Genomic DNA, 13,469 nt, shown 5'->3' with positions numbered 1-13,469 from the left:
TTTCTTTGCCTGGCCAAGCTCGTGCTCCAGCGCCGAGACCCGCATTCCTCGCCGCTCCGCTCCGTCGCTGACAAACATGCTGCAGACCCGCCCGAGAACCACACCGCGCGGCCACGCGACGCAATGTGATCTGGATGGAATTTCGCGACCGACTCGTGGCCAGCCGGCTCAAACATCCGTGAGAGGCGGTCGCCGGGTTCGTTCGGTTCGACCGCACGTTTGAGCCAAGCTTGGCCTGCGTGACCTCGGGCAGGCGAGGGCGGGTGCCGCGATGGTCAGGCCGGAGAACTGGGAGACTCGCGCTCGCCGCCCTTCTCGGCGCCCGTCCTGCTGCATTTCCGCCACGACCGCGACATGCATTCGGCGGCGAAAGTCTTCCCCGACACATTACTCTTGGAGATTTGGCAGCCGTGCGCCGTGCCGCGGCCGCGCCACATGCGTGATCCGGCCGGTCACGAGAATGGTCCGATAAAGCACCAAGTCCGCCTCTCGATCGTTCCGACTGCAACGCTATGCGCGAGCACTGTGGTGCAGCTGGAGACGGGCTGACCGTGGGGGCGGTCGTTCGATGTCGAGCCGGGCCGGTCTGAACTGAGCAATTTGGAGGTTAGTATGAAGACTGTGAGGAGCCTTGTTCTGGGCTCAGGGGCGGCGTTGCTCGCCATGGGTGGGGCTCAGGCCGCCGACCTTCCGATCAAGGCCAAAGCGGTCGAGTATGTGAGGGTCTGCTCCATGTACGGAGCGGGATTCTTCTACATTCCGGGCACCGACACCTGCATCAAGCTGGGCGGCTTTCTGCGTGCCGAAGCAGGCTTCGGTACGAATACGATCTTCCAGAATGCCGTGAACGGCGTCGCCGGCGGGCGAAATCGTCTCAGCAACTACTACACGACGCGTTCGCGTGCCGACCTCAACATCGACACCCGCACCGCGACCGAATATGGCGTCGTGCGCACCTTCTTCGATGGTGTCTTCCAGTGGACCGGGGGCAGCTACGCGGGGACCGGCTCGCCCACGGGCGCGACTGCCTATTCGACGGCGGGCGCGCCTGGAGCCCAGGCCGATGGCAACATCGCGCAAGGCGGGCTCGGTGTCTTCTACGCCTTCATCCAGTTTGCCGGATTCACGATGGGCAAGGCCGTGTCGCAGTTTGACGCGCCCTGGGCCAACTATCCCGGCAACAATTTCGACGGTTTGACCGGCGGCGGCGGCACCATCACCGGCGTCAACCAGTTCACCTACACCGCCGACTTCGGCTCGGGCATTACGGCCGCGATCTCGGCCCAGGATGCGACGCAGTATTCGCAGTCGCAGATCTGGAATACGGCGGGACAGACGGCCGCCGGCGTGCTCACCGGCAGCTATGGCACGTCGAATTTCGGCGGCAACGTCGCGCCCGACATCGTCGGCATGGTGCGCGTCGATCAGGCCTGGGGTCTGTTCCAGGCGTCGTTCGCGGCGCATGACAATCACGCCGCCTTCTTCGGTGCCAACGAGACGACCGGCCACCCGGCCGACAAATGGGGCTATGCGGGTCAGCTCGCCCTGTCGATCAAGAACATCCCGACCGGCGCCGGCGACACCATCAATCTGCAGGGCGTCTACACCAACGGCGCCAGCCGCTACAATTTCCAGAGCCTCGCGCCGATCAACTACGCGATGTATGGCGGCAGCAACATGGCCGGCGCTTTCCAGAGCCTGGGCTTCGCGGGCGTGTCAGATTCGGTGTTCGGGGCGAATACGCAGCAGCAGTTGACCACCACCTACGGCTTCCGCGGGGCCTTCACCCACAACTGGGATCCGTTCTGGAATACGGCGGTCTACGGCTCCTGGAGCGGTGTCAGATACAACAACACCGCGAAGGGACTGATCTGCAACGGTGCAGGCATGGTCGCTCTCGGCATCACGCCTGCGAATTGCAACCCCGACTTCAACATTTCGACGGTGGGTGTGATCACGCGCTGGACGCCGGTCAAGAATCTGACCTTCTCTGCTGACGTCGCTTGGACCAGGCTGGACCAGAAGTTCACCGGCGTGGTGAACGCACCGGCGGTCGCGGCCGTTGCCAAGCCGGCCACGACCTACCAGTTGAAGGACCAGGACTCGGTCTCGCTGCTGGTGCGTGCCCAGCGCAACTGGTAAGTGCGGGCGAATGGCGAATAGGGAGTAGAGAATAGCGGTTGACGACGGAGCGGAGCCCAGGCTTCGCTACTCGCTACTCGCTACTCGCTACTCGCTACTCGCTACTCCACCACAGCGCCGCGGCGCAGATCGGCCTCGATCTGCAGCCGCGAGCCGCCGCCGAAGCGGGCGCGATAGACCTGCAGGTTCTCCATCACCCGCTGCACGTAGTTGCGGGTCTCCGAGAAGGGGATCAGTTCGACCCAGTCGACGGCATCGACCTTGGGATCGCGCGGATCGCCATAGCGCTCGACCCATTTTCTGACGCTGCCGCGGCCGGCATTGTAGGCCGCGAAGGTCATGATGTACGAGCCGCGATAGTCCTCGAGCAGGCCGCCGAGCTCGGCGGCGCCGAGCTGCGCGTTGTAGACCGGGTCGGTCTTCATCCGGTTCAGATCGAAGCTGACGCCCGCGCGCTTGCAGACGTAGCGACCCGCATCCGGCGTGACCTGCATCAGCCCATAGGCCTGTGCCGGCGAGACCACGGCTTGGTTGAAGGCGCTCTCCTGGCGCGCGATCGAGAAGACCACGCTCGGCTCGACCTCCGGTCCCAGCGAGCGGAACGCAGGAATGCCCGTGACCGGATAGGCGTAATGGTCGAACGGCAGCCCGCGATTGAGTGCGGCCTTGCCGACCAGCAGCATCGCTCGCGCATCGCTGTTTCGCGCGGCGATTTCCGCGAGTCCGACCAGCACGTCGGGGTCGCCATTGTCGCCCATGTCAGCGAAGATCGGGATCGCGACCTCGCCCTCGTCGAGCTCGTAGAGCAGCTGCACCGCGCGCACCACCTCGAGCCGCTCGACGCCGCGTCCACGGCCGCTCGGCGCCGCATTGAGGCCGAGCTGCGGCAGGCCGAGCTTCGCGCGCGCCAGCTGTCCGTAATAGCTCGTGGACTGCTCGGCGGCCGACGTATAGGCCGCGCGCGCCTCCTGCATGCGCCCCATCGCTTCTGCCGCGCGGCCCTGCCAATAGCCGGCCCGCGCCAGGGTGGTCGGATTGACGCTGCCGACGCCGATGCGCGCAAAGTGCTGGGTCGCGGTGGTCGGATCGTTGAGGAAACGCAGTGCGATCCAGCCGGCGGTGAATTCCTGCTCGGTCTTGTAGATGTCGCGGTTCGGCAGCGCCGCATCCCGCGCGATCAGATAGGCGCTGCGATATTCGCCGGTGTCGATCATCTTTCGCGCCAGCAGTCGGCGCTCGATCCACCATTCGTCCAGATTGTGCAGGCGGCCGGGATCCTTGGGCGCGTTCAGCATCAGCTGCGCCGCCTCGGCGAATTTTTCGTCGCGCCGCAGCAGTTGGATGCGGCTGAAGATATAGCCTGCATCGCCGTGGAGTTCGCGCGGCACGGCTTCGAGCAGGCTCTGGCTGTTGGAGGCTTTGCGGTAGGTCGCGATTCTCGCTTTTGCCAGCGCCACGTGGCCTGAGCCAAGCCGCCGGGCAGCGCGCATGGCGGCCTCGTGCTCGCTGCCATACAGCAGCGTGTCCATCCGCGCCTTGTGATCGCCGCCGGACAACAGGGCACCGTACTGGTCCAGGATGTTGTTCTCGGTCTCCTCGGACATCGCGTCGTTGCGCCAGGCATCGCGCACCAGGCGCTCGGCATTGGCGCGGTCGCCGCGATTGAGCATCACCCGGGCCAGCGCGAACTTGCCCTTGGCCGACAGCGGCGATTCGTTCTCGAACCAGGACCACACCACGGCATCGTCGCGCTTGTCGTCCCACAACGCGGCCTCGAGCCGGCGCCGCAGGAAGGTCTGCGACGGCCAGGACGGGTTGGCGGCGATGAACGCGCGGTAGCGCTCCACGCTGGCAGTGTTGTTGTCGCTGCGCAGGATCACCCACTCCGCGAGCTTGCGCGCCACGGGATCCGAGATCGCCTGCACGACCTCGGTGGCATCGCTGGGCTTGCGCTTGCGGACGAGCTCGATCACGTTTTCGAGCGCCTCCTTGTCGGATTGCGAGGTCGAGGACGTCGCGGCGATCGCAGCCGGCACCACAGGCTTGCGGGAGACGGGCAGGGCGGCATGCTGGCGGGCCGGCAGGCTCGCAGCCGCCGCGCCGGGGGTGATGTCCCTCGGCGCCGCGCGCGGCGTCTCGCCGGCGCCTTTGGGGCTGCTCTTGACCTCGGCCTTCGCTTCGGCCCGCGCGTCGACCTCGCTCTTGGTCCCGGCGGCCTCGTGGGTATTCGTCTTCGGAACCGCGCTGCGCGCGATCGGACGCGCCTTCGGCACCGGAACCTTGGCCGCGGGAGCCTTGGATCCCGAAACCTTGGACCCAGCAGCCTGGTCCTTGGCGAGAGCGCTATGTCCGGCGAGAGCCCATCCGAGTGTCAGGCCGGCGGCCAAGGACACCGAGAGTGACATCGACAGGGCGGTCGATCGCAATGCAGTGGCGCGGGCAGAAAAGGGCACGGCGTTCCTTTTGCGGCGGATGACTTCGATCCCCTGACCAACATGGGTCTATCGAAAAGGTGAACAAATCCTAAATATACCGGGAAGGACTGCAACCTGCGCCAACACCGCGGCGAAATCACGACCGAAGGGCGGCGTGCGGGCCGTGGGGCTTCAGCGAAGGGTGATCGCGGGCCTCGGCAATGCGATTCGAGCGATCCGTGTGCCTGTTGAGAAGGCAGCCCAACCGCGGGCGGGCCTTCCGCCTCGTCGGCAGACCCGGTATGAAGTGGCTCGTACAGGGGCCAAACGGCGTTTGGGAGGGAGTTTCATGGCAGCCAAGACGAATTTCCGGGGTTCTTTCACCGCCTTGGTCACTCCTTTCAAGAACGGCTCCGTGGACGAGGCCGCTTTTCGCAGCCTGGTGAACTGGCAGATCGACGAGGGCACCAACGGCCTCGTGCCAGTAGGCACGACCGGCGAGAGCCCGACGCTCAGCCATGACGAGCATAAGCAGGTGGTCGAGTGGTGCATCGCCGAGGCCCGGGGACGCGTGCCCGTCGTCGCCGGCGCCGGCTCCAATTCGACCAAGGAGGCGGTCGAGCTCGCCCAGCACGCCGAGAAGGCGGGGGCTGACGCAGTGCTGGTGGTGACGCCCTATTACAACAAGCCGACGCAGGAAGGCCTGTATCAGCACTTCAAGGCGATCAACGATGCGATCGGCATTCCGATCATCATCTACAATATTCCTCCGCGCTCGGTGATCGACATGTCCGTCGACACCATGAAGCGCCTGTTCGAGCTGAAGAACATCGCCGGCGTGAAGGATGCTACCGCGAGCATGGTGCGGGTGTCGCAGCAGCGCGCCGCGATGGGCGAGGAGTTCAACCAGCTCTCGGGCGAGGATGCGACGATCATCGGCTACATGGCGCATGGCGGCCATGGCTGCATCTCCGTCACGTCGAACGTCGCGCCGCGGCTGTGCTCGGAATTCCACCAGGCCTGGCAGAAGGGCGATGTCGCAACGGCGCTGAAGATCCACGACAAGCTGATGCCGCTGCACACCAATTTGTTCATCGAGTCCAACCCGGCGCCGGTGAAATACGCGCTGTCGCTGCTCGGCAAGATCGAGGAGAAGCTGCGGTTGCCGATGGTGCCGGTGTCGGAGCCGACCCGGGTCGCGGTGCGCGAGGCGATGGTTCATGCCGGACTGATCAACTAGGTTCCGAGGGAGCTCGGGATCGGCGAAGGTCGCGAGGATTTCTCGCAAGTCTGAGGGGGACGCGAGCATGTTGAAGGAATTTCGTGAATTCGCGATGAAGGGCAACGTCGTCGACCTCGCCGTCGGCGTCATCATCGGCGCGGCCTTCGGCGCCATCGTCACCTCGCTCGTCGCCGATGTCATCATGCCGATCATCGGCGCCATCACCGGCGGCCTCGATTTTTCGAACTACTTCATCCCGCTGTCCAAGACGGTCAATGCGGGCAACCTTGCGGACGCGAAGAAGCAGGGTGCCGTGCTGGCCTATGGACAGTTCCTGACCCTGACCCTGAACTTCTTCATCATCGCTTTCGTGCTGTTCATGATCATCCGTGTGATAAACAGGTTGAAGCGGAACGAAGCGGCAGCCCCCGCGGCGCCGGCGAAGCCCTCGGCCGAGGTCGAGCTGTTGACCGAGATCCGTGATCTCCTGAAAAAGTCCTGATGGCTGAAAAGAACGAACCCAAGATCACGGTCGCCGCCGAGAATCGCAAGGCGCGGTTCAACTACGCGATCGAGGACACCATCGAGGCCGGCATCGCGCTGACCGGCACCGAGGTGAAGTCGGTCCGCGGCGGCAAGTCGACGATCGCGGAATCCTATGCGGATTCGCGCAACGGCGAAATCTGGCTGATCAACGCCAACATTCCCGAATATCTGCAGGCCAACCGCTTCAATCACGAGCCGAAGCGGCCGCGCAAGCTGCTGCTGCATCGCAAGCAGATCAACAAGCTGATGGGTGCGGTCGAGCGCGAAGGCATGACGCTGATCCCGCTGAAGCTCTATTTCAACGAGCGCGGCCGCGCCAAGCTGCTGCTCGCCGTGGCCAAGGGCAAGAAGCTGCACGACAAGCGCGAGAGCGAGAAGAAGCGCGATTGGGGCCGCGAGAAGGGCCGGCTGCTGCGGGCGCGCGGCTAACGAGACCTTTGCCGCGCGCTCCTCCACGCCCGAGCCTTGGGAAAGCATCCGATGAATCAGAAGAACCTCTTGGACGTCGACTGGAGCCGGATTCCGGCTCCGACCGACGACGGCGCAGCCGATCATCTGGTCGGAATGATCATTCCCGCGATCGGGCTGCGTGCCACCGACGACACACTGGTCACGCTGTCGGATCTTCCGGGACGGACCGTGGTGTTCGCCTATCCACGGACCGGCGAACCCGGCAAGGTGTCACTGGTCGAGGACTGGGATATGATCCCGGGCGCGCGCGGCTGCACGCCGCAGACCTGCAGCTTCCGCGACCTGTTCGGCGAGTTGAAATCAGCGGGCGCCGTGCATGTGTTCGGTCTGTCGACGCAGAGCAATGCCTATCAGACCGAGATGGCCTCGCGCCTGCACCTGCCGTTTCCGGTGCTGTCGGACGAGAAGCTCGAGCTCACCAATGCACTGCGGTTGCCGACGATGGAGATCGTCGGGCTGACCATGATCAAGCGGCTTGCCATGATCGTGGACGCCGCGCGCATCACCCACGTGTTCTATCCGGTGTTTCCGCCGGACAGGAACGCGGGCGACGTGCTGGCGTGGCTGAAGGACAACCGCGCATCTGGCGCGTGAGGGTGGGGCGTGCCGAACTAATCCAGCTCCGCCTTTACGCGCGCGAACACGGCGTGGAACATCTCGGTCGTGAGCACGCCGGTATTCGTGTTGTAGCGTGAGCAGTGATAGCTGTCGTACAGCCTGATCCTGCCGGCCTGGTGCACGGCGCCATGGGCGAAGGGCGCCGCGACCGCGCGCAAGCCCAGCAGCTTCAGCAGCGTGTCGTGGGAGATGCGGCCGAGCGCGACGATGCTGCGCAGCCGCGGCATCGCGGCGATGGTGGCGCCGAGGAAGCTCCGGCACTGGTTGATCTCGGCCGGCAGCGGCTTGTTCTGTGGCGGCACGCAGCGCACCGCGTTGCTGATTCGACAATCCACCAGCGTCAGCCCGTCGTCGGGGCGAGCTTCGAACCGGCCTTTCGCAAATCCGTAATGCAGCAGCGTCCCATAGAGCAGCTCGCCGGCGTAGTCGCCCGTGAAGGGACGCCCGGTCCGATTGGCGCCTTGCAGCCCCGGCGCGAGCCCGACGATCAGGAGCCGCGCATCGGGATCACCGAACGACGGCACCGGCGCGTTGAACCACGACGGCTCACGCGCGCGCTGTGCCTCGCGGAACTCCACGAGGCGAGGGCACAGCGGACAGTCTCGATCGGGATTGGTCGAGGACGGGGTGGATGGCGCAGATGTGGCGTCCGTCCGCCGCCTAGTCGTCGAAATCGTCATCGGTGGTGGGGGTGGTCGTGGTGGTGCGTGCGGCCGGTGCGGTCGTGCTGCGCTGGAGGAATTGCGGGGAATGGTGGCGCGGCTCGCGCGGGGCGGGGCGCTCCGACGGGTCGCGGCCGAGCTTGGACTGCAACTCCATGAGGTCGGTGAAGACGTCGGCCTGGCGGCGCAGCTCATCGGCGATCATCGGCGGCTGGCTGGAGATGGTCGAGATCACGGTGACGCGAACGCCGCGACGCTGCATCGCTTCGACCAGCGAGCGGAAGTCGCCGTCGCCCGAGAACAGCACCATCTGGTCGATATGCTCGGCGAGTTCCATCGCATCCACGGCGAGCTCGATGTCCATGTTGCCCTTGACCTTGCGGCGGCCGCTGGCGTCGATGAATTCCTTGGTCGCCTTGGTGACGACCGTATAGCCGTTGTAGTCGAGCCAGTCGATCAAGGGTCGAATCGACGAATACTCCTGATCCTCGATGATCGCGGTGTAATAGAACGCGCGGAGCAGCGTGCCGCGGCTCTGAAATTCCTTGAGCAGGCGCTTGTAGTCGATGTCGAAGCCGAGCGTCTTGGCCGTGGCGTATAGGTTGGCGCCGTCAATGAAGAGCGCAATCTTGTTGGTCGAAGATGACATTCAGTGTCTCGCGTTCAGTTAGATTCTATTTTTGGCGCGACTCCAGTCGGTCGCGCATTCCATTTCAAGATACTGCCAAGGCGTCGGCGGTCCATCTGGTGTGAGGTTACCGCAAACGGGAGTGATCGGGGCAACAAAGGCGCACTTGTGACGACGTAATGAAGCGTTTTCTTGTCCAACGCCCGAATTCCGCGGGTCTGGACGGAGCGCCAGTCAAGGTTGCCGAATTCGGTACACCTTGCCCCTTACCGAAACCTGACGCCAGTTTAGCCTTGCGAAAACCGGCCAGCCTCTATAACTAGCCCAGCATAATCAGCATATTAAGCACACAAAGGACCGGAGCGACAATGGCGCGCGTCACTGTGGAAGATTGTATCGATAAAGTCGACAACCGGTTCGACCTGGTCCTTCTGGCCGCGCATCGCGCGCGCATGATCTCGTCGGGATCACAACTTACAATCGATAGAGATAATGACAAGAATCCCGTCGTCGCACTCCGCGAAATTGCGGATTCGACCATTTCTCCCGAGGATCTGAAGGAAGAACTGGTTCATTCGCTGCAGAAGTTCGTCGAGGTCGACGAGCCGGAGCCGGACACGGTGCCGCTGATCGGCTCGGCCGGTGCCAGCGTCGATGCCGACGACACCGAGGTCGCCGTCGAGCGCATGACCGAGGAAGAACTGCTGAAGGGCCTCGAGGGCCTCGCTCCGCCGGAAGAGCAGCCCGAAGAGGACGAGTGACGGCATCGTCGCCGTCAGCGCGCGCTCCAGTTCACTTGTGAGATTGTGAAGGCCCGGACCGCGTCCGGGCCTTTGCATTTGAACGTGATTCCGTGATTACCATAGGGCTGCGGCCAGCGCCTGCCGTCCGGCAGATTTGGTCACGAAGATAAAGGTTTAGTCATTTTCCATGGTGGTTTCGGGCCACATTCCTCAGCAGATGCAGGCGGCGGCCGAATCGGCCGCGTTGGCGCCTCCGCCGCCGGCTGAGCGGCCGCGGCCGCAGAAGCCGCGCTCCCGCATGATGCGGCAGTACGATCTGGTGGAACGGGTCCGCTCCTACAATCCGGATACGAACGAGGATCTCCTCAACCGCGCCTATGTGTACGCCATGAAGGCGCATGGGTCGCAGACCCGCGCGTCCGGCGACCCGTATTTTACGCATCCGCTCGAGGTCGCGGCCATTTTGACCGACCTGAAGCTGGATGACGCGACCATCGTCGCGGCGCTGCTGCACGACACGATCGAGGACACCGAGGCGACCCGCGCCGAGATCGACCGCTTCTTCGGGCCCGAGATCGGCGCTCTGGTCGAGGGACTGACTAAGCTGAAGCGGCTTGAATTGGTCTCGCGCGAGGCCAAGCAGGCCGAGAACCTGCGCAAGCTGCTGCTCGCCATCGCCGACGACGTGCGTGTCCTGCTGGTCAAGCTCGCGGATCGCTTGCACAACATGCGCACGCTGGAGTTCGTGCCCGAGACGTCGCGCCGGCGCATCGCCGAGGAAACGCTCGACATCTATGCGCCGCTGGCGGGCCGGATGGGCATGCAGGAGATGCGCGAGGAACTCGAGGATCTCTCGTTCCGGACGCTCGACCCGCAGGCCTACAGCGTGGTGATGCAGCGGCTCGATGCGCTGGCGGAGCGCAACCGCAATCTGATCGGCGAAATCGAGAGCCAGCTGGCGCGCAAGTTTCGCGACCATGGCCTGACGGCCCGGGTGTTCGGCCGCCGCAAACGGCCGTTCTCGATCTGGACCAAGATGGAGCGCAAATCGATCGGGTTCGAGCAGCTGTCCGACATCTTCGGCTTTCGCGTGATCATGCCGGATCTCGAATCCTGCTATCGTGCGCTCGGTATCGTGCATACGACCTGGCCGGTCGTGCCGGGCCGTTTCAAGGACTACATCTCGACGCCGAAGCAGAACGACTATCGCTCGATACACACAACCGTGATCGGCCCGGGCAAGCAGCGCGTCGAGCTGCAGATCCGCACCGAGGACATGGATCAGATCGCCGAGCTCGGCATCGCCGCCCATGCCTTCTACAAGGATGACATCGGCTCGCCGACCGAACGGCTCAAACGCGAATCGAACGCATTCGCGTGGCTGCGCCACACCATCGGCATCCTCTCGGAGAGCGCAAATCCGGAGGAGTTCCTCGAGCACACCAAGCTGGAGCTGTTTCACGATCAGGTGTTCTGCTTCACGCCGAAGGGAAAGCTGATCGCGCTGCCGCGCCACGCAAACGTGATCGACTTCGCCTATGCCGTGCATACCGACGTCGGCAACAGCGCGGTCGGATGCAAGATCAACGGCAAGTTCGCCGCGCTGTCGTCGGAACTGCAGAACGGCGACGAGGTCGAGGTCCTGACCTCGGACGCGCAGTCGGCGCCGCCCTCGGCCTGGGAGACGCTCGCCGTCACCGGCAAGGCCCGCGCGGCGATCCGGCGCGCCACCCGCACCGCCGTGCGCGATCAATATGCCGGGCTCGGCCGCCGCATCGTCGAGCGCCTGTTCGAGCGCACCAAGCTCGAATATGCCGACGACAAGCTGAAAGGGGCGTTGCCGCGCCTGGCCCGCGCCTCGATCGACGACGTGATGGCGGCGGTCGGACGCGGCGAGATCAAGGCCTCCGACGTCGCGCGTGCGATGTATCCGGACTACAAGGAAGAGCGCGTCGTGCGCTACGGCGCCAAGAAGACGGCCGCCGCGCCGGCAGCCAAGGCTACCGCGCCTGCGGCCGAGCCCCACCGCGGCCCGTTTGCGATCCCGATCAGCGGGCTCAATTCCGGTCTGCCGGTGAAGTTCGCGCCGAACGGCGGCGCCGTGCCGGGCGACCGCATCGTCGGCATCGTGACGCCGGGCGAGGGGATCACGATCTATCCGATCCAGTCGCCGGCGCTGAAGGATTTCGAGGAGGAGCCGGAGCGCTGGCTCGACGTGCGCTGGGATGTCGACGAGACCTCCCCGCAGCGCTTCCCGGCGCGTATTCGCGTCGAGAACGTCAACGAGCCCGGCAGCCTCGCCCAGGTCGCGACCGTGATCGCCGAGCATGACGGCAACATCGACAACATCAGCATGAGCCGCCGCTCGCCTGACTTCACCGAGCTCACGATCGATCTCGAGGTCTACGACCTCAAGCATCTCTCGGCGATCATCAACCAGTTGCGCGCCAAGACCATCGTGGCGCGGGTCGACCGGGTGAATGGCTAATCTGCGGGGAAGGCAGCGGCGTTCTGCTCCGGGATGCGCTAAACAAGCCGTAGTCTACTCGAAAGTCCTGCGAGCCGGCCCATGTCCGATCCGTCTAAGTCACATCCTCCGAAGCTGCGCCTCGGCGTCAACGTCGACCACATCGCCACCTTGCGAAATGCCCGCGGCGGTCGTAGCCCCGATCCGGTGCGCGCCGCGCTGCTCGCGATCGAGGCCGGGGCCGACGGCATCACGGCGCATCTGCGCGAGGACCGTCGGCACATCCGCGACGACGACATGGCGCGGCTGAAGGCCGAGATCTCCAAGCCGCTGAATTTCGAGATGGCGGCCACCGAGGAGATGGTGCGGATCGCGCTCGCGACGCGGCCGCACGCCTGCTGTCTGGTGCCGGAGCGGCGCGAGGAGCTGACCACGGAGGGCGGCCTCGACGTGGTCGGCCAGCACAAGGCGCTGGCACCGGCGATCGCCCGGCTGAGCGATGCCGGCATCCGGGTCTCGCTGTTCATCGCCGCCGACCCGGCGCAGATCGAGATGGCGGCCCGGCTGCGCGCGCCCGTGATCGAGATCCACACCGGCGGCTGGTGCGATGCCATCACCGACGGCCATGATGACAAGGCGGCTGCCGAGTGGGAGCGGATCGTGACCGGCGCCCGGCTGGCCTATGCGGCCGGGCTCGAAGTCCATGCCGGACACGGGCTCGACTATGCCACCGCCGAGCGGATCGCGGCCCTGCCGGAGATCGTCGAGCTCAACATCGGCTACTTCATGATGGGGGAGGCGCTGTTCGTGGGTTTGCCCCAGTCGGTGCGGACCATGCGCGCGGCGATGGATCGCGGCCGCGCGCGGCTGGGGACATCAGCATGATCATCGGCATCGGCTCCGACCTGATCGACATCCGCCGGGTCGGCGAGGTCATCGGGCGCCATGGCGAGCGCTTCCTGAACCGCATCTTCACCGCGGCCGAGCGCGCCAAGGCCGAGCGGCGGGCCAAGAACGAGAAGATGGTGATCGCCACCTACGCCAAGCGATTCGCCGCCAAGGAGGCCTGCGCCAAGGCGCTCGGCACCGGAATCCGTCACGGGGTGTGGTGGCGTGACATGGGGGTGGTGAACCTGCCCGGGGGCAGGCCGACCATGCAGCTTACGGGTGGCGCGGCCGAACGGCTCAGGGCGCTGACGCCTGAGGGCCACGAGGCCCGCATCGACCTGTCGATCACCGACGACTGGCCGCTGGCGCAAGCCTTCGTCATAATTTCGGCGGTGCGCCGCGAGACATCCTGATGGGCGGCCGCCCCGCAGGAAAAACAAAAATGCGATCGATTCCAGCGAGTTATATAGTTTTGATACGGCGATTGATTGCGCGGCCCCGCGCAGTCGTCTAAAACCCGCCGGATTGAACCGGCTGCATCACGGGCGGATTCTGGGTCAAACCGGAGTTGGCCTTAACCACCAGAATCAGGACAGACTCCCTTAAGCCGCGGAACGGTATGGTGTTCGCGGGCGGAGGGGTGTTCGGCAACGGCTGGCGAATCGTCG

12 protein-coding genes are annotated in these 13,469 nt (G+C 64.9%); 9 read left to right on the top strand and 3 right to left on the bottom strand.

Annotated features, from left to right (window positions below):
- Positions 1–612: 612 nt before the first annotated feature.
- Positions 613–2,142 (top strand): porin, encoded by a 1,530-nt coding sequence (locus QX051_RS04345; RefSeq protein ID WP_315740265.1) that lies wholly within the window; start codon positions 613–615, stop codon positions 2,140–2,142.
- A gap of 101 nt (positions 2,143–2,243) precedes the next feature.
- On the opposite strand, the gene QX051_RS04340 is transcribed toward QX051_RS04345, so the two are convergent.
- The gene (locus QX051_RS04340; protein WP_315775313.1) at positions 2,244–4,547 is read right to left on the bottom strand and encodes a lytic transglycosylase domain-containing protein; all 2,304 of its coding nucleotides are present in this window, start codon (positions 4,545–4,547) and stop codon (positions 2,244–2,246) included.
- 358 nt (positions 4,548–4,905) lie between these two features.
- On the opposite strand from QX051_RS04340, the gene dapA reads away from it, so the two are divergent.
- The 4 genes from dapA (at position 4,906) to QX051_RS04320 (ending at position 7,389) form a co-directional block, all read left to right on the top strand.
- Positions 4,906–5,796 carry a 4-hydroxy-tetrahydrodipicolinate synthase gene (gene dapA, locus QX051_RS04335; RefSeq protein ID WP_315740263.1) on the top strand — a complete coding sequence of 297 codons (891 nt, stop codon included), beginning with the start codon at positions 4,906–4,908 and terminating at the stop codon, positions 5,794–5,796.
- Positions 5,797–5,863: 67 nt separating this feature from the next.
- On the top strand, positions 5,864–6,280 hold the full coding sequence (gene mscL, locus QX051_RS04330; protein WP_315740262.1) for a large conductance mechanosensitive channel protein MscL: 417 nt from the start codon (positions 5,864–5,866) through the stop codon (positions 6,278–6,280).
- Complete coding sequence (smpB, locus tag QX051_RS04325) at positions 6,280–6,753, top strand: SsrA-binding protein SmpB (protein ID WP_315711387.1); 474 nt, start codon at positions 6,280–6,282, stop codon at positions 6,751–6,753. The genes mscL and smpB overlap by 1 nt, the downstream gene beginning before the upstream one ends.
- 51 nt (positions 6,754–6,804) lie before the next feature.
- A complete protein-coding gene (locus QX051_RS04320; RefSeq protein WP_315775193.1) occupies positions 6,805–7,389 on the top strand; it encodes a peroxiredoxin in 585 nt (194 codons plus the stop codon).
- A 17-nt stretch (positions 7,390–7,406) separates the two neighbouring features.
- Here the strand turns inward: QX051_RS04320 and QX051_RS04315 are convergent, their stop codons facing one another.
- Both QX051_RS04315 and QX051_RS04310 read right to left on the bottom strand, forming a co-directional pair.
- Positions 7,407–8,093, bottom strand: coding sequence for a uracil-DNA glycosylase (locus QX051_RS04315; protein ID WP_315758600.1), 687 nt, complete (start codon positions 8,091–8,093; stop codon positions 7,407–7,409).
- Positions 8,074–8,724 (bottom strand): NYN domain-containing protein, encoded by a 651-nt coding sequence (locus QX051_RS04310; RefSeq protein ID WP_315740259.1) that lies wholly within the window; start codon positions 8,722–8,724, stop codon positions 8,074–8,076. Before QX051_RS04310 ends, QX051_RS04315 begins: the two co-directional genes overlap by 20 nt.
- A gap of 347 nt (positions 8,725–9,071) precedes the next feature.
- Between QX051_RS04310 and rpoZ the strand changes: the two genes are divergently transcribed.
- The 4 genes from rpoZ to acpS all read left to right on the top strand — a co-directional run bounded on the left by rpoZ (position 9,072) and on the right by acpS (position 13,214).
- Positions 9,072–9,464 (top strand): DNA-directed RNA polymerase subunit omega, encoded by a 393-nt coding sequence (gene rpoZ, locus QX051_RS04305; RefSeq protein ID WP_006612728.1) that lies wholly within the window; start codon positions 9,072–9,074, stop codon positions 9,462–9,464.
- Between the two features lie 169 nt (positions 9,465–9,633).
- Positions 9,634–11,934 (top strand): bifunctional (p)ppGpp synthetase/guanosine-3',5'-bis(diphosphate) 3'-pyrophosphohydrolase, encoded by a 2,301-nt coding sequence (locus QX051_RS04300; protein ID WP_315775192.1) that lies wholly within the window; start codon positions 9,634–9,636, stop codon positions 11,932–11,934.
- 81 nt (positions 11,935–12,015) lie between these two features.
- Positions 12,016–12,798 carry a pyridoxine 5'-phosphate synthase gene (locus QX051_RS04295; RefSeq protein ID WP_315775191.1) on the top strand — a complete coding sequence of 261 codons (783 nt, stop codon included), beginning with the start codon at positions 12,016–12,018 and terminating at the stop codon, positions 12,796–12,798.
- Entirely contained in the window at positions 12,795–13,214 is a 420-nt protein-coding gene (gene acpS, locus QX051_RS04290; RefSeq protein WP_315740256.1) for a holo-ACP synthase, read from the top strand. The genes QX051_RS04295 and acpS overlap by 4 nt, the downstream gene beginning before the upstream one ends.
- Positions 13,215–13,469 lie beyond the last annotated feature (255 nt).

Source organism: Bradyrhizobium sp. SZCCHNR1053 (genome assembly GCF_032381235.1).
Taxonomy (GTDB): domain Bacteria; phylum Pseudomonadota; class Alphaproteobacteria; order Rhizobiales; family Xanthobacteraceae; genus Bradyrhizobium.
Note: the sequence above shows the minus strand (reverse complement) of the source record. Positions and strands in the feature narration are given on the sequence as shown.